The 19,807-nt window shown below is 63.9% G+C and carries 23 protein-coding genes; 13 read left to right on the top strand and 10 right to left on the bottom strand.

From position 1 onward, the window contains the following. Nucleotides 1–2: 2 nt before the first annotated feature. On the bottom strand, nucleotides 3–314 hold the full coding sequence (locus F8G81_RS05630) for a BatC protein (protein ID WP_267278027.1): 312 nt from the start codon (nucleotides 312–314) through the stop codon (nucleotides 3–5). Between the two features lie 280 nt (nucleotides 315–594). Here F8G81_RS05630 and F8G81_RS05625 point away from each other — a divergent pair, with 280 nt between their 5' ends. Next, a complete protein-coding gene (locus tag F8G81_RS05625) occupies nucleotides 595–2,166 on the top strand; it encodes a serine hydrolase domain-containing protein (protein ID WP_267278026.1) in 1,572 nt (523 codons plus the stop codon). Nucleotides 2,167–2,195: 29 nt separating this feature from the next. Here F8G81_RS05625 and F8G81_RS05620 read toward each other — a convergent pair whose 3' ends face one another. Beyond that, complete coding sequence (locus F8G81_RS05620; protein WP_267278025.1) at nucleotides 2,196–2,549, bottom strand: cupin domain-containing protein; 354 nt, start codon at nucleotides 2,547–2,549, stop codon at nucleotides 2,196–2,198. Nucleotides 2,550–2,635: 86 nt separating this feature from the next. Here F8G81_RS05620 and F8G81_RS05615 point away from each other — a divergent pair, with 86 nt between their 5' ends. Next, nucleotides 2,636–3,529: a potassium channel family protein gene (locus tag F8G81_RS05615; RefSeq protein ID WP_267278024.1), complete on the top strand. Its 894-nt coding sequence runs from the start codon at nucleotides 2,636–2,638 to the stop codon at nucleotides 3,527–3,529. 24 nt (nucleotides 3,530–3,553) lie between these two features. Here the strand turns inward: F8G81_RS05615 and F8G81_RS05610 are convergent, their stop codons facing one another. Then, on the bottom strand, nucleotides 3,554–4,465 hold the full coding sequence (locus tag F8G81_RS05610) for a serine hydrolase (protein ID WP_267278023.1): 912 nt from the start codon (nucleotides 4,463–4,465) through the stop codon (nucleotides 3,554–3,556). A gap of 179 nt (nucleotides 4,466–4,644) precedes the next feature. On the opposite strand from F8G81_RS05610, the gene F8G81_RS05605 reads away from it, so the two are divergent. Then, nucleotides 4,645–5,214, top strand: coding sequence for a hypothetical protein (locus F8G81_RS05605; protein ID WP_267278022.1), 570 nt, complete (start codon nucleotides 4,645–4,647; stop codon nucleotides 5,212–5,214). A gap of 33 nt (nucleotides 5,215–5,247) precedes the next feature. Here the strand turns inward: F8G81_RS05605 and F8G81_RS05600 are convergent, their stop codons facing one another. The 3 genes from F8G81_RS05600 to F8G81_RS05590 form a co-directional block, all read right to left on the bottom strand. Beyond that, nucleotides 5,248–6,231, bottom strand: a complete 984-nt coding sequence (locus tag F8G81_RS05600) for a phosphotransferase enzyme family protein (protein WP_267279131.1) — start codon at nucleotides 6,229–6,231, stop codon at nucleotides 5,248–5,250. 154 nt (nucleotides 6,232–6,385) lie between these two features. Continuing rightward, nucleotides 6,386–7,009, bottom strand: coding sequence for a GyrI-like domain-containing protein (locus F8G81_RS05595; RefSeq protein WP_267278021.1), 624 nt, complete (start codon nucleotides 7,007–7,009; stop codon nucleotides 6,386–6,388). Nucleotides 7,010–7,105: 96 nt separating this feature from the next. Then, nucleotides 7,106–7,309, bottom strand: a complete 204-nt coding sequence (locus tag F8G81_RS05590) for a hypothetical protein (protein WP_267278020.1) — start codon at nucleotides 7,307–7,309, stop codon at nucleotides 7,106–7,108. 319 nt (nucleotides 7,310–7,628) lie between these two features. On the opposite strand from F8G81_RS05590, the gene F8G81_RS05585 reads away from it, so the two are divergent. The 4 genes from F8G81_RS05585 to F8G81_RS05570 all read left to right on the top strand — a co-directional run bounded on the left by F8G81_RS05585 (nucleotide 7,629) and on the right by F8G81_RS05570 (nucleotide 10,448). After that, nucleotides 7,629–8,021 carry an Hpt domain-containing protein gene (locus F8G81_RS05585; RefSeq protein WP_267278019.1) on the top strand — a complete coding sequence of 131 codons (393 nt, stop codon included), beginning with the start codon at nucleotides 7,629–7,631 and terminating at the stop codon, nucleotides 8,019–8,021. Nucleotides 8,022–8,128: 107 nt separating this feature from the next. Then, a complete protein-coding gene (locus F8G81_RS05580; protein WP_267278018.1) occupies nucleotides 8,129–9,169 on the top strand; it encodes a VOC family protein in 1,041 nt (346 codons plus the stop codon). 213 nt (nucleotides 9,170–9,382) lie between these two features. Continuing rightward, nucleotides 9,383–10,084: an SDR family NAD(P)-dependent oxidoreductase gene (locus F8G81_RS05575; protein ID WP_267278017.1), complete on the top strand. Its 702-nt coding sequence runs from the start codon at nucleotides 9,383–9,385 to the stop codon at nucleotides 10,082–10,084. A gap of 76 nt (nucleotides 10,085–10,160) precedes the next feature. Next, complete coding sequence (locus F8G81_RS05570) at nucleotides 10,161–10,448, top strand: DUF3040 domain-containing protein (RefSeq protein WP_267278016.1); 288 nt, start codon at nucleotides 10,161–10,163, stop codon at nucleotides 10,446–10,448. Between the two features lie 35 nt (nucleotides 10,449–10,483). On the opposite strand, the gene F8G81_RS05565 is transcribed toward F8G81_RS05570, so the two are convergent. Beyond that, the gene (locus F8G81_RS05565) at nucleotides 10,484–11,743 is read right to left on the bottom strand and encodes a multidrug effflux MFS transporter (protein ID WP_416377107.1); all 1,260 of its coding nucleotides are present in this window, start codon (nucleotides 11,741–11,743) and stop codon (nucleotides 10,484–10,486) included. Nucleotides 11,744–11,871: 128 nt separating this feature from the next. Here F8G81_RS05565 and F8G81_RS05560 point away from each other — a divergent pair, with 128 nt between their 5' ends. The 3 genes from F8G81_RS05560 (at nucleotide 11,872) to F8G81_RS05550 (ending at nucleotide 14,075) form a co-directional block, all read left to right on the top strand. After that, the gene (locus F8G81_RS05560; protein ID WP_267278015.1) at nucleotides 11,872–12,771 is read left to right on the top strand and encodes a helix-turn-helix transcriptional regulator; all 900 of its coding nucleotides are present in this window, start codon (nucleotides 11,872–11,874) and stop codon (nucleotides 12,769–12,771) included. A gap of 66 nt (nucleotides 12,772–12,837) precedes the next feature. Further along, a complete protein-coding gene (locus F8G81_RS05555; RefSeq protein ID WP_267278014.1) occupies nucleotides 12,838–13,092 on the top strand; it encodes a PLDc N-terminal domain-containing protein in 255 nt (84 codons plus the stop codon). A gap of 26 nt (nucleotides 13,093–13,118) precedes the next feature. Continuing rightward, the gene (locus F8G81_RS05550; RefSeq protein WP_267278013.1) at nucleotides 13,119–14,075 is read left to right on the top strand and encodes a phosphotransferase enzyme family protein; all 957 of its coding nucleotides are present in this window, start codon (nucleotides 13,119–13,121) and stop codon (nucleotides 14,073–14,075) included. 55 nt (nucleotides 14,076–14,130) lie between these two features. Here F8G81_RS05550 and F8G81_RS05545 read toward each other — a convergent pair whose 3' ends face one another. Beyond that, complete coding sequence (locus tag F8G81_RS05545) at nucleotides 14,131–14,748, bottom strand: hypothetical protein (protein ID WP_267278012.1); 618 nt, start codon at nucleotides 14,746–14,748, stop codon at nucleotides 14,131–14,133. 310 nt (nucleotides 14,749–15,058) lie between these two features. On the opposite strand from F8G81_RS05545, the gene F8G81_RS05540 reads away from it, so the two are divergent. From F8G81_RS05540 to F8G81_RS05530, 3 genes are all read left to right on the top strand, one after another. Further along, nucleotides 15,059–15,466, top strand: a complete 408-nt coding sequence (locus F8G81_RS05540) for a hypothetical protein (RefSeq protein WP_267278011.1) — start codon at nucleotides 15,059–15,061, stop codon at nucleotides 15,464–15,466. A gap of 104 nt (nucleotides 15,467–15,570) precedes the next feature. Then, on the top strand, nucleotides 15,571–16,002 hold the full coding sequence (locus F8G81_RS05535; protein ID WP_267278010.1) for a LexA family protein: 432 nt from the start codon (nucleotides 15,571–15,573) through the stop codon (nucleotides 16,000–16,002). Beyond that, nucleotides 15,995–17,293, top strand: coding sequence for a Y-family DNA polymerase (locus F8G81_RS05530; protein ID WP_267278009.1), 1,299 nt, complete (start codon nucleotides 15,995–15,997; stop codon nucleotides 17,291–17,293). Before F8G81_RS05535 ends, F8G81_RS05530 begins: the two co-directional genes overlap by 8 nt. Before the next feature lie 407 nt (nucleotides 17,294–17,700). On the opposite strand, the gene F8G81_RS05525 is transcribed toward F8G81_RS05530, so the two are convergent. Beyond that, nucleotides 17,701–18,570, bottom strand: coding sequence for a helix-turn-helix transcriptional regulator (locus F8G81_RS05525; protein WP_267278008.1), 870 nt, complete (start codon nucleotides 18,568–18,570; stop codon nucleotides 17,701–17,703). Nucleotides 18,571–18,659: 89 nt separating this feature from the next. Beyond that, nucleotides 18,660–19,631 carry an aldo/keto reductase gene (locus tag F8G81_RS05520; protein WP_267278007.1) on the bottom strand — a complete coding sequence of 324 codons (972 nt, stop codon included), beginning with the start codon at nucleotides 19,629–19,631 and terminating at the stop codon, nucleotides 18,660–18,662. Between the last annotated feature and the right edge of the window lie 176 nt (nucleotides 19,632–19,807).

Below are 19,807 nucleotides of genomic sequence, written 5' to 3'. Positions count from 1 at the left end.
ATTTAGATGCCCCGTTCTGCGGCTCCCCCATCGGCCCCTCCGTCGGCACCGCTGTCAGCTCCTCCATCGGCACCACCGCCGGCACCGCTGTCGGCTCCCCCGTCAGCGCCTCCATCGGCACCGCTGTCGGCACCCCCATCGGCGCCGCTGTCAGCTCCTCCATCGGCCCCACCGCCGGCACCGCTGTCGGCTCCCCCATCGGCTCCGCTGTCAGCGCCGCCGTCGGCACCGCCATCATGCATGCCGGGGACGCCTGCCGCGCCACCGTCCGCGGGGCCTTCCTCCTGGCTCGGATCCTGCTCTGGACTGGTCATGCTTCCTCCCGAGAATCGAATCGCTAGGATCAGCTCCGTTACCGGCACCTGATCACCCAACCGGGCGATTCCTTCAGCGGCACCGCCCGTGATCACCCTAACGGCACGGGCCAGCTGCGGAACAGCCCTTTTGCAACTCCGGAGCCAGAATCTTCAGGGGCCGCGCTTTGTGCGGCGGGCGCCGCCGTCGTACTCCCCTTTTCCAGGCACCAAATGCATTGTTTTCCCTCCGTCCGCGCTTTACCGTGAAGAGACGGACAGCCGAAGTGCAGGTGCGGGCATGCGACAGATTTCCTGGTCAGCGCGCTGCTTTCTGTCGGGCATCCTTGCCGCCGCCGCCCTTGGCCTGGGCATTCCGGCCGCTGCCATCGCCGAAAGCGCCCCAACGCAGGGTCCGCATCCGGACCAGGCTTACGACGCGCTGGATCTCTTCCTCCAGGATCAGCTGGACACGCTGGACATTCCCGGCGCCGCCGTCGTTGTTGTCCAGCATGGCCTGCAGGTGCACTCTGCGGCGTTCGGAATGGCCGACGATTCAGCCAGGCCCATGACCGCCCAGACGCCGGTGCTGCTGGCTTCCACCAGCAAGTCACTCACAGCCATCGCCGTGATGCAGCAGGTTGAGGCCGGCCGACTGGCGCTGGACGAGCCGGTTCAGACCTACCTGCCCTGGTTCACCCTGAAAGACAGCCGCGCCTCCGCCATCACGGTCCGGCATTTGCTGCACCAGACCAGCGGCATGTCCTCCGGGGATACGGCGTTCGAAGGCTCCAACGCGCAGGACCCCGCGGCGCTCGAACAAGGGGTGCGGGCCCTGGCAGGCGCTCCCCTGGCCGGCACCCCCGGAGCGGAGTTCGGATACGCCAATGCCAACTACAACATCCTGGGGCTCCTGGTGCAGACTGTCTCCGGCCAACCGTTCGCGGACTACATGGAGCAGCACGTCTTCGAACCACTGGAAATGCCGCACAGCCATCCCACCCGGGCCGCTGCCCGCGCAGACAATCTGGCCGCCGGCTATTCCCTCTGGTTCGGCTCGTTCTGGCTCCAGACCGATGTGCCCGCACCCGCCACGGGAATGCCGTCAACCACCATGTACTCCTCCGCTGAGGACCTGGGCCACGAGCTAATGGCCCTGCTCAACGATGGGCGGTACGGTGATGGCCACATCCTCCAGCCTGAAAGCGTGAGGGCAATGTTCCAGCCGCGGGTGCAGGTGGACGCCTCCAAGGGGTACGCCATGGGCTGGTTCACCCGCCCGCTGGTGGAATCGGTTGGCCCGTCAGAGTCCGACGACGGCGATCTGCCACTGCTGCTGGAGCACCAGGGCGAATGGGGCAACACGCACACCTACCTGGCCATGGTTCCGGACTCCCGGCTGGGGGTGGCCCTGGTGATCAACGGGAACGACGCCTCCGCCCCCTCCCGGCTCAAGTCCATCGACACGAACATCCTTCGGATTCTCCACGGCGGGCCGCCGGTGCTGGCAGTTGTCCAGGAGGACTGGCTGCAGCGCTACAGCTGGGCGGTGGCGCTGGCGCTGCTGGTGGCGGAGCTGCTGAGCCTCTGGCTTGCGCTGTCCGTCCTGTTCCGGCGGCGTGCCGCCGGGAGGCGGTGGCTGCCCGCGGTGGTGGCTGTTGGGGCCTTGGCACTTGACGCGTTCGCGCTGTGGCTGTGCTTCGTCTACGCCCCCGCCCGGTTCGAGACGGACCTGGCGGTGATCATCCGCCAGTTTCCCGACGTCGGCGTCTCGCTGGTGCCGGTGCTCGCCCTGGCTGTTGTGTTGCCGCTCCCCCGAACGGTGCTGCTGCTCCTTCGGACGCGGGCGGGCCCACAGGCAGAGGTTGCGTAGGGCGAAGCCAGGCGCCGCCGTCGCACTCCCTAAACCGGCAGCTGTACTAGGCGGTCTGTCTTGACCACGGTGAAGAGCACCGCGGAGTCCTCTTCCGCTTCGAGGCTGTGGAGCCCATCCGGCACGATCAGCAGGTCCCCGGCCTTGCCCTGCCAGGAGTTCCCGCCGGACTTCAGCCACACGTTTCCCTTCAGCACAAAAACAGTCGCTTCGCCGGGGTTCTGGTGTTCGCTGAGCTGGGTGCCCGCGCGGAACGCCATCACGGTCTGCCGGAGCGTCTTTTCATGCCCACCGAAGGCGGTATCGGCGGCCCGGCCGCTGGGCGCCGCCACGGCCGCCTCGATCTGCTGACGGGCCAGGGCGTCAATCGAAATTTTCTGCATGTGGGAACCGTACCCACGTTTGCCTGCGGTTACCCGCTGAGGCGGCGTGTCCCGCCGGGGAATGAACCCGACCCTTAAGATGAGGCATGGACTTCGGCGATGTGCTCCTGACGGCTTTGGGGGCCGGACTGATCCTGCTGATGCTCGCCGACGTCTTCCGCACGCTCCTTTATCCGCACGGTTCCGGACCCGTAAGCCGGGCAATCATGCGCGGACTATGGCTGCTCACCAGAAAGCTCAGAGGCCGGGCCTCCACCATCGCCGCACCATTGGCCATGGCTGCTGTCATCGCCGCCTGGGCTGGGCTCGCTGCCATCGGCTGGGCCCTGCTGTACCTGCCCCACCTGCCAGAAGGTTTCGTTTACGCGGAGAGTGTGCCGCAGCACGGCGACTTCACAGAGGCGCTCTACGTCTCGCTGGTCACACTGTCCACCGTGGGGTTCGGCGAAATCGTGGCCGCCCATCCGCTGCTCCGGCTCGTGGCGTCGTTCCAGGCAGTCACTGGATTCGGGTTGCTGACCGCCACGGTCTCCTGGATCCTGCAAATGTACCCCGCCCTCATCCGCCGGCGGGCGCTTGCCCATGATCTTAACCTCTTCCGGGAAGCCGCAGGTTCTGAGGGGGTGGCCTCGCTGAATCCGCAGCATGCCGCCGGACTGCTCGAATCGCTGGCCAGAAACGTGGCAGCCGTCAGCATAGATCTGCTCTCGTTCCATGAAACCTACTACTTCCATGAGGCCGAGCAGAGAGGCTCCCTGCCGGCCACGGTTGCTTACGCACAGCAGTTGGCAGCCGATGCCCAAGGCAGCAAGAACCCGGACCTCCAGTTTGCCGGGCGGATGCTGTATGCGGCGCTGGACGATCTCGCAGAGGTTCTCCGCGGCAAATTCGGCCATCCGGGAACCACGTCATCCGACGTGTTTGACAGTTACGCGCTGCACCACAAGCACCGGCATCCGCCAGTACCCGGCTCGGAGTAGCCCAATGTCTATGGACCCGGCCGTTTACGGACCTGGCGGCGCGGGCGGGAAGAGGGCGTCGACGGCGGTCTCCGTCAGTTCGTGGATCAGCTCGGTCCTCTCCGCCTCGTCCGAGCTGTCAGCGCTTTCCGTGTAGATCACCAACGCGTAGGTTGCCTCCCGGAAGGTCAGCAGCGCGGCGTCATGGAGGCTGCCGTCCAGCTGCCCGTACTTGTGATGGACGGTAATGTCCGGCCTGGTTGCGGCGGGGATCAGTACTTCATCGTTGGTGTTCCGCATGTAGCCGAGCATCTGCTCAGTGTCCTCGCGGTTGAGCAGCTCACCGGCGTACAGCTTCTTCAGGAACACGGCCATTTCCCCGGGCGTCAGGGTGTTTTCCTGCGGATCGTAGACGATGCCAATCGAGGCGGCGTATTCAATGAGCCGCGGATATCCGATCGCGTCCATCAGCAACAGCCAGGAGTCGTTGCTGCTGGTGTTGATCATGGCCTCGACCTGGAAGCCGGCGTCGTAGTCCCCCAGCTTTTCATCCAGCGTGGCCTCGCCGGTTTCCACCAGGTGATAGTAGGCCGCTGCGGTGATGAGTTTCGCCGTGCTGGCAGCCGCGAACGGCGAATTATCACCGAACGTGCGTGTCTCGCCGCCGTCAACACCGGACAGCGCGACGCCGACGCGATAGTCGCCCGCGTCGCCCAGGATCCGATCAATGCTGTTCGCCAGGTCCTCGGGGATGGCTGCCGCGCTGTCCGGCGTCCCCACAGCTGGGACAACCGGCGACTCAACCCACGGCCCCGGCACCCAGCGGACAACTGCGAACGTGATGCTGGTTAGGATGACCAGCGCCACCGCTCCCCAGATCAGGGACAGCCTCCTACGACGGTGCAGCGGCGGCCGGAAATGGCGCCCGGCCGGGGGCAGCGGCGAAGCCAGGGGCATGCGTTCTCCTGTCACAACAATCCAAGGAAGTAGCAGTCAGCGGCCCCAGCAGTCGCATATACTAAGCATGCTGATTAAATCATGGATTGTCGCCGATCAAGGGCGTTGTCCCCGAAGGCAGCGGTGATGAATTTCCGTTGTGCCCGCCCTTCCAAGGGCCGATGCGAGGAGTTGAACGTATGGCTCAGGCGCTAGCCCCCTTGCCCCGCCGTTCCAGTGTGACCGCCTTTCCGATTGTCATTCTGCTGGCTATCCTGCTCGGGTTCCTGCCGGCGTCTCCGCGGAGCGAGGAGCTGCAGGCGGACACGGCAGAAGCGCTTCAGTCCCTTTTGATCCCGGTTCACCAGTCGGCTGCCGCAGGAGACTACGCCCGGGCCTTGGAAAACCTTAATGGCGTGGCCAGTGAAGTTGCCGCCCACGCTGCCGCCGGCGGGATTTCCGTGGCGAGGCAACAGAAAATCCTGGGCGCGCTGGAGTTGGTCCGGGCCGACTTGGAAAACTTGATCCGTCAAGCCGCTGAGGCTGCGGCCGTACAAGCCAGCGCTGACACCCAAAACGGTGCTGCCGGCCAGACACAAGCTAATCCCGCGCCCACAGCGCCCTTGCCGGCGCCTGCTCCGGCACCGGTGCCCGCTCCTCAACCTCAAGCTGAGCCGGATGAGGATGCGGAGGAGCCGAAGTCGGAACCCGGCGACAAACCGGGGAAGGGCAACGACAACGGGGCCCGCGGCAACGGGAAGGGCAAGTAGGGTTCCGGTCCAGCCGGAGGCTCAGCGGACTAGTCAGTGCTCCAGCTCAAAGAAGTCCGCGTCATGTCCCAACTCGCGGACAGCGGACATGACCTTGCTGCGGTGCCAGGCGTTCCCCGCCAGGATTTCGTCGTGGAGTTCCTGCTGCCACAGCGGATCTGAGGGTCGAAAACCCTCGTCAAGGATTGAGCAATCCTGGGCGCGCCGGGCGGAGTGGTGCAGTGAGTATGTTTCTACCGCTGCTTCCTCTTCTTCGGTGAACCCGTTCTGGCTGCGGTATCCGATGAGGAACTCTGCATAAAGCTCGGGTTCGGGGTCAGCGCCCTCCTCACCGTGCAGCGCACGGGTCGCAAGAGCGATGTCGCATGCAGCGGGGCCGTAGCCTGACTCGTCGAAATCGAAGATCGCCACGCCGGCGTCGGAGAACCGAAGGTTGTCCAGCTCGAAGTCACCGTGCATTGTCATCTGTCGGTGTGTGGGTTCACTCGATCCGAGGAGCCCGTGCAGGTGTGCAAGGGGTCCGGCCAGCAGGCCTTCATCAGAGTAAATGTGAGGCTCAGTGGAATCAATGCGAGGAGCAGCGGCGTGGAATCGCGCCAGCGCCTGGCCCCATTCCCGGGCCCGTGCCGGCGTGAGGGACTGTACGTCGAGGGTAATGCCCGGGGCTTCCTCCACGAGCATCGCTGACATTGGGCCAAACGACGTGTCGACGGTTGGCACGCGGTCGCCTGAGCCTGACGGCAGAGGACGTGCGACCCAAAGGCCATCGACATGCGGAAAGTCGGTTGCCAGTTCGGCACCCTGCCGGAACCGCCGGGCGGCTTCCGTATCCGCGGGCACAAACCGAAGAAACCGACGCGGAGCGCCGGGGACCACGAAGACGTGACTGGCGCTGGACCTCCACCATCTGGCAGTCCCAGGATCAAGACCCCACGCGCTGGCTACGTCGTCGGCAACAGTCGAACGCCACTCCGGATCGACCGATTCCTTAATGCGTCTGATCTCACTTAGAGGCATCATCATCGGTATAGATTACATACAACCAACCTCTCGAAGGATCTTGCTTGCACCCAGATCTCCTGTGAAGTTATGCCGGCCATTAGTTGCGTGGTGCTCCGTCGGGCAGCGAGGGCGCATGAGCGTCCCGACGGGGGGGAACCGCCCGGTAACCCTAGTCTGCGTCGAGGCTCCTGACCGGCTGCCGGAGGATGGTCTTCAGCTTCTCCGGTGCCGTGCGTCCGGGGGTATTCAGGTAGATCTCGTGGTGATCCCCGTTACGCGCCAGCCCGTTGTTCGGCATGTACTCATGGTGCAGCCGGGCCAGAACGGGCCCTTCGTTGTCGTATGGCCCCACATGCAGGATTTGCACGGAGGGGCCTTCATGCAGGCTCATCAGCTTTAGCTCCTGAATGGCCGGCAGCCGCTTTTTTGACCATGCTTTTTCCCTGGCAGTGGCGAGCGTATCCGCTCCGATCCAATCCGGTTGTGGGATCATCATGGTCCATTTCCAGTTGACCTTGTCCCGCCGTATGTAGTCCTCCTCGCTTCCCCGCCACAGGCCCTCAAGGGGCCCGACTGTGAAGTCCCTCCCGTGAACGGCCTTACTGTGGAATTTCAGCGTATAGGCCACGGAGAAGAGACCCTCGACTGCCTCGCTGTAGGACTGCGAGGAGTTCGGGTCCCCCTGCCCGTCAACCGCCAGGAACTGCATTTCCGGAACATCGACGATGGAGAAATCCCTTGGTCTGGCCGAGTAGCAAGCCTTCAAGGCCATCTTCACGTCGTATTTGTCCATCTCATCCCCCTTCGGTCCAGGAGATCGCGTGATCAGGATTGCTGGCGCTGATATAAGGTCCTCCGCGCCGACCGGCTTTGCCCAGCAATCGTGCACTCACGTCCGTGCCTTTTCCCGGATGAAATCCAGATCCTCCCGGGAAAGCATCAACTGGCCATGGTTATCGGTTTCTATGAGCCCAACGGAATGCTGTTTGATCCGTGCGGTGACCGTGCGGGGCAACATCACACATCCCGGATTCTCCAAGAGCCACTGGCGGGTCTCCGGATCCAGCCGGTCCCACTCGTCTTTGAGTGTCATCTCCCTCGTGCCGTCCTTCCCCCACGTACCCCTGAGACCCTAGCCAGGTCAGCGATTCCGCCTAGAGTACCCTTCGCCTCAGGAGAAGGACAGGGGTCCTGGCCCAAGCTGCAACCCCTTCAGCAGGCTACCGGGACAGAGGCCCGGAACGTGGGCCGGTTTTAGAAAATAGAGTACTGACTACTCGTGCTTCCCTTCCCCGGGCTGTGTATGGTCCATAGGAGTTCTGGGGGACCGTTCGGCGTTCAAGGTTCAGGAGGGGTCATGAACGTTGGGTCCAGATTTGCTTGCACGTGCGCGCCCCGGACGTGGGCACGTCATGACGGAGCCTGACGGGTACATCCGGCCGCTGGTTGACCGGTCCGTGTTGGACGCGCTGCGCTCGGAGCTGGATGAGGATGAAGGAGTGTGGCGTGCCTTCGTAAGGAACTACATCGCGCACCTGCCCAACAGGATCGAAAAGCTTCGCCTGACCCTGACCACCGGGGACCTGGATGGTGCACTCGATGCAGTCCTCAGCCTCAAAACCTCCAGCCAGATGGTGGGTGCCGAACGCCTCGCTGGCCTTGCGTTGGACCTGGAGAGGTCACTCCGCGACGAGGATACCTACGCTGACCCCGTCCGCCGCTTGCCCCAACTGGCAGTGGCGCATCTTGCGCGGATCGGCCAATGCGCCCAGCAGACGGGCTCTTTGCTGCGGGATTACGGCTAGCCGCGACTGCCTCGGTCAGCAATCGAGTGGGGCACTGATTTCCGGAGCCAATCCTGGCCCCAACGCGCGTACCCTAACACCAAAGAACCTCGACGGAGAGGACCGTCATGACCACGGCAAACCCCAGCATCAGCACCGTCCCGGCCGGCTACTCCAGCGTCAGCCCCTGGCTCATCACCCGGGACACCAGCACCCTCTTCGAATTCATGACAGCTGCCTTTGGTGCACAGGAAATCGGCCGCGTCGTCGGCGAGGACGGCAGCGTCGGGCACGCGGAAACGCGGATCGGCGACTCAGTAGTCCTTGCCTTCGATGCCCGCCCGCACTGGCCAGCCACGCCGTCGTACCTTCGCCTGTACACGGACGACGCCGATGCCACCTTCCACGCCGCCCTCGCCGCGGGTGCCACCGTAGTTTCTGTCCTGGACAACAGCGCCTGGGGTGACCGCGGTGCCCGCATCCAGGATCCGCTTGGCAATGTCTGGTGGATCATGTCGCACAGGGAGGACGTGCCCGACGACGAAGCCGGCCGCCGCTGGCAAATGCCCGAATATGCGGCCGGCATGGAGTATGCCATCGACTCACTCCACAGGCACATGACAGGTCAGCCGCAAAACCCTGCCCCAGAGGCCGTCCGCAAGATGGCCCCGCTGAAGCGCGCGGAAGGAGTGAGCGCCATCCCGGCAGGCTACAGGTCGGTGGAACCGTGGATCATCACGCGCAGCACGCCTGGCCTGCTCGACTTCATTACCGCCGCGTTCCATGCCGAGGAAGCCTTCCGCGTTCCAATGGACGACGGCTCAATCGGCCACGCCGAAGCCCGCATCGGTGACTCGAACATCCTCGCCTTCGATTCACGCCCGGATTGGCCGCCGACTCCCGCTTTCCTCCGGGTCTACGTCGACGACGGCGATGCCACCTTCGCCGCTGCCCTGGCCGCCGGTGCCACGGCGGTAACGAACATGACCGAAATGTTCTGGGGCGACCAGGTGGGCAGGGTCCGGGATCCGTTCGGCAACCTTTGGTGGATCCACAGCCGGGTCGCTGAGCTCAGCGAGGAAGAAGCCTATGCGAGGGCAGGCGATCCGAAGTTTGTGAAGGCCATGCAATACGTGACCAGCGCGGACTTTTTCGCGCCTGAGCGTTAGCCGGGCCAGGCTTCTACCCAATCCGATGGGCAGACCTCCTTGCATGTCCCAAACACGTAGTCAGCGCGGCCGTCGGAGGACTGATTCCATTTACTTGATGTTTCAAGTAAAGCTGCTAAACTATATGCATAAGCATATAAAAGCTTTGTCGCGGGACTACCGTTACTGCGCTTGACTGACAGATTGGACTGACTCATGCAATTGGAAAATCGGGTGGCATTCATCACAGGCGGCGGCTCCGGCCTCGGTCTCGCCACAGCAAAGACCTTCATTTCCGAGGGTGCGAAGGTCATGATCTTTGACTACAACCCCAAGGCGCAGGAAGTTGCCGACGAAATCGGTGCGAAGTTCGTCCAGGGCGACGTCTCGAAGGCCGAGAGTGTTCAGTCCGCCATCGCAAAGACGGTTGCGGAATTCGGCAGGGTTGACATTGCCGTCGCATCAGCAGGCGTCGGGGGCGAGGGCGACGTCGTCACGTCCACCATCGAAAACTGGGAACGCACCAACGGCATCGATTACTCGGGCGTCTTCTACACCAACAAGTACGCCATCGAACAGCTCCTCGAACAGGGCACGGGTGGCGTCGTTATCAACCTCGCCTCGATGTTCGGCCTCGTAGCCGTCTCGAACAACATCGCTTACTCGGCCTCGAAGGGCGGAGTCGTCAACATGACCCGCGCCGCCGGGACGATGTACGCAAAGGAGGGCATCCGGGTAAACGCGGTGGCCCCCGGCGTCATCCGTACGCCGCTCATCGAGGAGCCGACCCTTGAGCAGTATGCAAAACTGCACCCGGCAGGCCGTGTCGGCGAGGCCCAGGAAGTTGCAGACCTCATCACCTTCCTCGCGAGCGACAAGGCAAAGTTCATCACCGGCGCCACCATTCCGATCGACGGTGGTTACACGGCGGTCTAGCCCGAAACCGGCAGCATCCTGGCACGCCCCTATAGCCAGGGGCGTGCCCTGCAAGCACACCACCCAGGAGTTCCTCATGTTGTTATCCCCCGAGGAGCGGGACCAGCTCGACGAACTGGAAAGGCACCTCAGCACCGAAGACCCCGAACTGGCAAGGACGCTGCGCCTTGGAGCGTACGGGCAGCCGCTGACGGCCGACGCTGCCGCCCCCATCCTCATCGTGCTGGGCGGCCTCCTGTTGCTCGTCGTCGGCATCGCAACAAAGTTCATCGCTGTTGGCGTCATCGGTTTCCTGGCCATGGGCGCCGGAGTTTACTGGTTCGTGCAGAAACGGTGGTCCGAAAACCGATCCCGCCACTACTGACTTGCGCGGCCGGCGATCAGACGGCCCCTCTTGGCTCAGGTCCCGCCGTCGGCCTCGCTCCGGCGCAAACCAGGCTGGCTGCTTCGCTGCGGCGTGACCAGTCCCAGGCAGAGTACGGCGGCAGCGAGGGAGGCGGCCGCCACGATGCCGAACGGAACCGGATTGTCAGCGCCGGCGATCCCCACCAGCGGGGCGGCCAGTCCGCCAAAGGCGAACCGGGCGAGCCCCAGCAGCGATGAGGCGGTCCCGGCGATGGCCGGGTAATCCTTGAGCGCAAGCGATGTTGCCGGCGGGCTGGTGACGGCGACACCGCTGACCATGTTGAAGAGGGACAGGATGATCGCCATCAGGGGCAGCTGCAGCAGCGCGGTGGCCAGTAGCCCCAGCGCCCCGGATCCCGCCATGATCAGGCCCAGGGTCAGTGTTCCATGTTCGGACCAGCGCTCAGAGAGCCGGCCGCCGAGGAAGCCGAAGACCATAAAGCCCAGCGAATTCAGGCCGAAGGCCAACGCATAGCCCTGGGGCGAGAGCCCGTACAAGCCTTGGAGAATGTAGGTTGCGCCGCTGAGGTAGGCGAAAAGAGCGGAGTATGTGAACCCCGTAATCAGTACCACGCCGACGAACACCCGGTCTGCCAGGAGCTGCCGAAAATCGTTGAGCGTGTGCGGGAGCCCTCCGCTTACCCTGAGCTCCGCCGGCAGGGTCTCCCGGAAGACCACCAGGCATGCCACCAGGATCAGAACGCCCACGCCTGCAAGGAACAGGAACACTCCGCGCCAGTCCGTGAAGGTTGCAAGCTGCCCGCCGATGACCGGGCCGACGATGGCGGCCAGGCCGCCGAGCACCGTTAGTCGCCCGTAGTAGCGCAGCAGCTTGCCGCCCGAGTACACGTCCCGTCCCGCAGCCTGGGCAATCACTATGCCCACGGCGCCGGCGAGGCCCTGTACGAACCGGGCCAGGATGAGCGTCTCGACGATGGGGCTCAGGGCGCAGAGGACCGATGTGACGGTGTACGCGATGACTCCGATCAGCAACGGCGTCCGGCGGCCAAACCGGTCCGAGAGCGGCCCGGCGATCAACTGGCCCACGGCCAGCCCCAAAAGGCAGGCGGTGATGGTCAGCTGGGCCACCGACGTCGTGCTTTGAAGCTCCATGGTGAGGGCTGGAAGGACAGGCAGGTAGAGGTCCATGGAAATGGGACCGAAAACTGTCAGCAGGGCGAGCACAACCGCCAAGGGGCGGCCGACTGTCTGCTCACGTGCGGGCATCGGGGTGTCGATGGCAACTGCGGGCATGGGGTGTCCTTCCGGGTTTTGGGGGCACTTTCCATCAAACAGGGCAACGCACTTCCCAGCGAGGGCTCTGCTTATCCGGGTTCCCGCAGAACCTCCCTGGCCGTGCTGCTGCGCGGTAGCGTGGACGGGTGGACAACAGGATGGAAGTGCGCGAGTTCCTCGCATCGAGACGGGCAAAGATCAGTCCCGAAATGGCGGGGCTGACGCTCTACGGCGGACGACGGCGGGTTCCCGGCCTGCGCCGTGAAGAGGTGGCGATGCTCGCCGGCGTGAGCGTTGACTACTACACCAAGCTGGAGCGCGGGAACCTGTCCGGCACGTCCGAAAGCGTCCTGGACGCGATCGCCGGCGCCCTCAGGCTCGACGAGGCCGAGCGGGACCATCTGTACAACCTCGCCAAGGCGGCCGGACCGTCAGGCAGGGCCCGCCGTCGTCCACTTCAGCGCAAGGCGGTCCGCCCCACCCTGCAGTTCATGCTTGACTCCATCACCGGTTCCCCGGCATTCATCGGCAACCACCACATGGACATCGTGGCGGCCAACCAGCTCGGCTATGCCCTGTACTCGGAGATGTACCGCGGCCCTGCCCGGCCTGCCAACCACTCCCGCTTCATCTTCCTGGACCCCAGCTCCCGTGACTTCTACCCCAACTGGGATCTGGCGGCCAACACCAACGTCGCCATCCTGCGGACCCAGAGCGGACGGAACCCCTTCGACAAACGGCTGGCCGACCTCGTCGGAGAACTCTCCATGCGCAGCGAGGAGTTCCGGACCCGCTGGGCGTCCCACAACGTCCGGCACCACTACGCCGGGACCAAGATCTTCTGCCACCCGGTGGTCGGGGAACTTGAGCTCGCCTACGAGGCCATGGAACTCCCGGAAGACCCCGGCTTCTCCCTCACTGTCTACCCCGCGGTACCCGGCTCCCCCTCGGACGAACGCCTCCGCCTGCTTGCCAGCTGGGCTGCCACCGAACGGATCCAGGAGGTAGCCGCCACAGCCCAGCCGCAGGACGTGCGCCAGCCCTGAGACTTTTGGCAGGGGCAGTAGGGTTTACCGCATCCGCTAGCCGCACTGCTTGGGGGGGGAACCATCATGACATCAGCTGCCAACGGGCTTGCAGGCCCTCTGACTCCGACCTTTGGCATCCTGGGATTCATGCTGATGGCGTACGCAGTCCTGATCATTGCTGCCCTGATCAGCATCGCCCGGAACAGGACGTACACCTCCGGAGGCATGCTGGTGTGGGCTCTGATCGTGCTTGCGCTGCCCGTGCTGGGACCAGTGCTGTGGTTCCTGACGGGGCGCCGTCCCTCCCCCGGCGGACGAGCGTCAGCGCTGCGGAAGTAATGCGGCATGCGGGTAAACTCTCGAAGATGTTTCCAACCGGGTTATCGATGCTTTGGGAATCGGCCGAGCCCAGGAGCGCCCTGCAGGAAAGATTCGGTCATGACAGCTTCGATGAAGCTTCCGGCTGGCTTACTGACGTCCTCGCTGAAACCTGGGCCATCGAGGTACAGGCGTGCGAGCGGATTGTCATCAGTGGCGACAACGCCATCGCCTGGGTTCGCACGAGCCGGGGAGCGTTGGTGGTGAAGTGGTCCCGGGCCCAGGATCAGTTCACCAAGTTTGCCGCGGCCGCGGACCTGATCCAAGAGCTGCACCAGCAGGGCGTGCCCGTGGCTCCCCCACTGGCCTCAGTTGACGGGCAGCTCCGGGTAATCATCGGTTCCGTATCCGTATCGGTGCAGCCGCGGATCGACGGCGAACTGCTCGACATTACTGCTGACGCGGCGGTTCGAAAGACCGGCGCGTGTCTGGCGCGGCTACATGGCGCGTTGGCAATGCAAAGTGACAGCCGGCTGGCCGGGCTGGGGCGCTTCACGGCAGGGTCCCTGGATTTGCGACGGCGGGTAGAGACATGGTTGCAGCACGAGGACACCGGGAGGGTGCCGGACGCGTCCGCAAGACTCCGCCGCCAGACAGAGTCGCTGCCGCCGATCGACAGCGAGCCACAGCTGATCCACAACGATTACCGGGCCTCGAACATACTGACCGCAGGCTCGGAGGTCATCGCCGTTCTGGACTTCGACGAGGTGGGGCTGGACCATTGCGTCAGCGACCTCGCGAACGCATGCGTCTTACTCGGCACCCGGTTCACATCATGGCAACCGACGCCTGAAAGGGCCCGGGCCGCGCTTCTTGCGGGATACGAGTCCGTGCGGCCGCTCAGCCCGCTCGAGCGCCAATGGCTGCACGCACTTGTGTTGCTGCGGGGGATCCAGGCCATCCCTCCGGGCGATGACCCCGCCGGATGGGCACGCGCTGTGTAAGTACCACGGGTTCGGTGAAGCACTCCCGTATCCGGCGGGACAGAATGGAACGGGACTACGTGGATGGAACCAGCCTGAACGCGTATCGGCCTACTGTGCGGTCACCTGGGTCGATCCGGAAATCTGCGTCCTGGCTGACCAACTCCAGGGAAGTTTTGAAGAGGTCTCCGTTGCACGGGACCCGTACCGGAGCCAGAACTTCCGCACCTGACGGAACGGACACCGAAAGCTGAACCTCGGGTGGTCCTTCGCAGACAAAGTGCAGTTCGTAAGTGCCGGGGTCGAGTGCCGTCATTCCGTAGTTGGTGACTGTGTCCGAAACGGTGGAACCATAATGCTGGCCGGGTTTCTCGGGTCCCAGCCTCTGTGCTGACCACTCCTGCAGGTCTTCCAGTTCCGAAGCGCGTGCGTCCGTGTTGGGCTGTACGGTAACGCCCGCCGCGGCCGGTTTGCCTGTGGGTACGGTGGCACTGATGGTTAAGGGGCCACCGGGGTGCCGGACGAACCGTTCCAGGACCGAGTCGCACGTATAGGGCATTGTCAGGGGCGGGCGCTCGCCTTGGACAATGGAGAGATTGGCGCTGTTGCCACCGGCACAGGCACTCTTGACCGTATAGTCGCCGGGAGCAAGCTCAATCGTAAGCTCACCGGCAGGCTCTGTTTCCGACGGCATCCCCGGGTCTGTTGGGAAAGCTTTGAGTAAACCCGCCACTTCGGCAACGTTTTGCTGGATCGACCGCTGTTCCCTGGTCGCGGTCTGGGCCGGGGAAGTCACCGCCCCCTCGGCCGGCCCGCTGTACTCGCATCCCGCCAGTGGAGTGGCGAGCGCCGCCACAATAAATAGAGCTTTTCCATACCGCATCTGCATCCCCCATAAGCCGACGTCACCCGAGTCTAATGGCCGCATGACCGATAAACCGTCTGGTCGGATCCCTGGAACAGTGCTTTCGTTGAGGTATACACAACAACACTCGGGGGCCTGTATGAGACGCCATTGGGATCCAAAGCGAGTCCGCCGGATCATTGCCCTCTCACTCGCAGCCGGGGCTTCCCTGGTGCTGCTCCTATTTCCCGTTTACAGCACGATGAGCCTGAGCAACGGAGCGCCGGACCATGTCACGGCTTCGACCATGTTTGACGTCATGGGGCCTTCCATCTTGGTTCCGTTGCTGGTCCCCGTTGTATTGGCCGGGTTACCACTCCTGGTGCGGCGAACGGCGCACGCATTGCCCGTAGCCACCACCATCGCTCTTGGCATCTTCACGGTCATCTCTTCAGCAACCATCGGCTGGTTCTATGTGCCGGCCCTGGCAGCCGCGGTCGCCGCCGTCACTGCACCACCCAAGCCGTGGGGCGTCGGGGAACAGGCACACATAGCCGGTCAGCACTAAACAAGGTGGCCATTCCAGGACCCTTCCAATGCCATGGAGTGCCCTCTGTCGGCCCCTGCGCGTACACTTATCCTATCGAACATATATTCGAATAAAGGTGTGTTGTGCGCGTTATTATTGGTCCCCGCGTGATAGATGCGGGTAGTTCCCTACTGTCGGTGCTGATCTCCCCGGTTCCGGTTGCCGCGGGCTACCCCTCCCCCGCCCAGGACTACTTTGACGGCCGGATAGATCTCAACGAACACCTGATCAAGGACATCACCAGCACCTACGTGGTGCGCGTCAGCGGTGACAGCATGGAAGGCGCCGGGATCAGCGACGGCGATGAACTGATCGTCAACCGGGCACTGGAGCCAAAGGACGGTTCCGTTGTCATTGCAGTGCTCGACGGCGAACTGACCGTTAAGCGGCTCCGGATCACCGCCGCCGGGGTGCTCCTGCAGGCCGAGAATCCCAACTATCCGGACGTCCGCGTTTCCGCACTGAGCGAGCTGACCATTTGGGGCGTGGCCACCAGGTGCCTGCACCATGTCTAAACCCGCAGTCATGCGGCAGATGGAGCAGATCGCGCATGTGGACGTGAACTGCTTTTACGCCAGCGCCGAGCGCGCGTTTGATCCCTCACTTGAGGGCCGCCCGCTGGTGGTGCTCTCCAACAATGACGGCTGCGCGGTCACCCGGAGCCCCGAAGCGAAAGCCCTGGGCATCCCCCTCGGTGAACCCTGGTTCAAACTCGCGCCCAGGGCCAAGGAATGGGGACTGGTGGCCAGATCCAGCAATTACGAGCTCTACGGGGACATCAGCGCCCGTGTCATGGACCTGCTGGGCAGGTACTCCGCCTGGCTCGAGGTCTACAGCATCGACGAGGCCTTCCTTGGCGTCAAAGGCTCCCCCGAGGAACTGCGGCTGCTCGGCCATGCCATGAAGGAGGCCTGCCGCCGGCACGTCGGGGTGCCGGTCTGCGTGGGCATCGCCGGCACCAAGACCCTGGCCAAGCTGGCCAACAAATGGGCCAAAAACAACCCCGCGTTCAACGGCGTGTGCCAATGGGGCTCAGTGCCTGCACCTGTGCGGGAAGCGCTGATGGCCGGGCTGTCGGTGATCGAAATCTGGGGTGTGGCAACCCGGCTCACCAAACGCCTCAACGCGATGGGAATCCAGTCCATCCTGGACCTTTCCAGGGCAGACCCCGTGGTGATCCGCGACCGCTTCTCCGTGGTCATGATGCGCACGGTCCTCGAACTCCAGGGCACTCCCTGCATTCCGATGGAGGAGGAACGGATCGGCCGCGACCAGCTGATTTTCTCCCGGTCCTTCTCCACCCCGATCACCACGGCGCCTGACCTGCGGCAGGTCCTCAGCGTCTACGGCCAGCAGGCGTCCGCCCGGTTGGCCAAACACGGCCTGCAGGCCAAAGTCCTCACTGCCTTTGCCGGCACCTCGCACTACAACCCGCGGGACACCTCCTACCCCTCGGTGTGCATCCGGCTTCCGATGCCCACAGCTGATCCTGTACTGCTGACGCGGGCCTCTCATGCCCTGCTGCCCCTCATCCAGGAAGGCGTCAAGTATGCCAGGGCAGGAATCATGGTCACGGACCTCCGGCCCACCGGCAACCAGCCACCCCTGCACCTCTTCGAAAACGCCCACGAGGAACGTGGGATCGGCGCCCTCCTGGAGGACGTCAGCCGCCGGTACGGCCGGGGGTCCATCGGCCTGGGCCACGCAGGCATCCGCGGCGGACCGGACTGGAGCATGAAACGGGACATGCTCTCACCCCGGTACACCACGCACTGGGACGAACTTCCGCTCGTCAAAGCCGCCTAACCGCCCACCATCGCTGAGAGCAAGGAAGAACCCAGGGCAAACCATGGAGGAGCTCCCCCTTCACTGCACTTTGTCAACCAGTGGCCCATAGGGCTGCTGCCGATCAGTTAGCTGCTGCCGTACTGATCAGCTCTTGCCCACCCGCGCTCACGTGTCTCATAACTAACGATGAGCACTCGATTCTTGCCGAAGGTTGCAAGACATAGTTACGAGAATTGCCCTTGCCATCGCACGTCCGGGATTCCGCCGAAAAGCTGTGACAGTGCAGCGAGGCGACTGTTCACTCGTTGAGACGTCTCGTATCCCATGGGTTGTGAGACGCCTTGGTCGAGACGTAAATCTCGGCGGCGACAAGCTGCATCGACACTTCGAATTAAGCGGACATCTCCTCAGCTGGCGGACGAGTATCAGTCAATCCAAGCATTACTGGGGTGGAGGGCCTGGACGGTCCAGCTGGCGAGTATTCGCATGGCGTCGGCGGTCGGGGATCCCGGTTCAACGGTATATACGAGCATGACCAGGCCCGGGTCGGTGGAGAGCTCGAATGATTCGTAGCCGAATTCGAGGTCGCCGACGGCTGAATGGGTGAGCATTTTCTGCCCGGACCGGTAACGGAAAACGTCGTGGGAGGCCCAGAGGGTGCGGAATTCCTCGCTTTGGGTTGAGAGCGTGCCGATGATCTCGATGAGTTCCCTGTCGTAGGGGTCCCGGGCCGTGGCGGCGTGAAGGAGCGCCACCACGTTGTGTTTGGCTGTGTCGAAGTCACGATGGAACCGCGGGGCGCGTGCATCAAGGAACAGGTAGTGCGCGTAGTTGAATCGGTCGCGGGATCCGTCGTCGGGGAGCGAGTAGAGCGCCCGGCCGATTCTGTTGGAGGCCAGGCGGTCAAGGCGGGCGTTCTGCACGAATGCGGGGGCATCGATGGAGTCCAGGACGCTCTGGATCCCCGGCCTGACCGTGGTGCGGTTGGAGGGTTTCCGTCGCGGGGTGCGCCGCTGAGTGATCCTGGCGAGGTCCAGCAGGTGGTCGCGTTCGTCTTCGTCGAGCTGCAGGGCGCGGGCGATCGCCTCCATGACCTCTCGGGATGCGCCGGAGATTTTGCCGCGTTCCAGCCTGGCGTAGTAGTCCACGCTGACACCGGCCAGTTGCGCCACTTCCTCGCGACGCAGGCCAGGGACCCGGCGTGCCCCGCTGTACAGCGGGACGCCTGCTTGCTCGGGGGTGAGCTTGGCGCGCCGGGAGGTGAGGAAGCTGCTGATCTCGGACCGGGAATCCATAGCTCCAAGGGTAGGCCTGCCGCCTTCGGTCCCGACAGGACCTGCCAGGTCCTCCCGGCGCCGGGGGCCGTTCACCGCCGGGGGCGGTGTCAGTACCACGCCGGGCCGTAGTTCACGTACGGGGCCTCAAGCATATTGACTTCCTCGTCGCTCAGTTCCACGGACAGCGCCTCGACGGCCTGCTGGAGGTGGTGCGGTTTGGTGGCGCCCACAATGGGGGCCGAGACGTTCGGGTTCCGCAGGACCCAAGCCAGCGCGATTTGGGCCATGGTGACGCCGCGAGCCTCGGCCACGGCCTGTACCGCATTGATCACGGGGCCGTCGTAATCGTTGTCGAATGCCTGGACCACCTTGTCCGTGCTAGAACGGTTGCTCTGTTCCCCTGCCGGGCGGGCCAGCCGGCCTTTGCCGTTGGGCGAGTACGGCACCAGGCCCACCCCCATATCTGCGCACATGGCCATGAGTTCCGGCTCGTCCTGCCGGCGCAGCAGGTTGTACTGGTTCTGCATGGAGACGAACCTGGTCCAGCCGCCAAGATCCGCTGCGTGCTGGAGCTTCGCGAACTGCCAGGCATGCATCGAGGAAGCTCCGATGTACCTGACTTTGCCCGCCTTGATGACGTCGTGGAGGGCCTCCAGGGTTTCCTCCACCGGCGCCTCATCGTCAAAGCGGTGGATTTGATACAGGTCGATGTAATCCGTGCCCAGGCGGGCCAACGAGGCATCGATCTGTTCCATGATGGCCTTGCGGGAGAGGCCTTCGCCGCCTGGACCCTCATGCATCCTGCCGCGAACCTTCGTGGCCAGGACAATATCTTCACGCCTCGAGAACTTGGTTATGGCACGGCCCACAACTTCCTCGGAGGTACCGGCCTGGTACACATTGGCCGTGTCCCAGAAAGTGATGCCCAGATCCACGGCCTGGCGGAAGAACGGGGCGGCTTCCTCTTCGGTCAAGGCCCACACATGCGCGTTCGGCGTGGTGGGGTCGCCGTAGCTCATGCAGCCCAGGGCAAGCCGGCTGATCTTCAGTCCTGTGTTGCCGAGTCGGGTGTATTCCATGGGGTCCTTCTTTCAGACGGGGTTTCGTTCCTTTGACGGTACGAGGATCGGAGGCGGCCAAACAGGACCTGCCAGACCACGTCAGAACGGGTCCTTCTCCGTGCAGGGCAGCCACGGGATGGTCGACAGGACGGAACTTCCCGGTTCCGGACTCAAGGCCAGCGAAAGAAGCATTC

Origin of the sequence: Arthrobacter sp. CDRTa11 (assembly GCF_026427775.1) — a bacterium.
In the GTDB taxonomy this organism is placed as follows: domain Bacteria; phylum Actinomycetota; class Actinomycetes; order Actinomycetales; family Micrococcaceae; genus Arthrobacter.
Note: the sequence above shows the minus strand (reverse complement) of the source record. Positions and strands in the feature narration are given on the sequence as shown.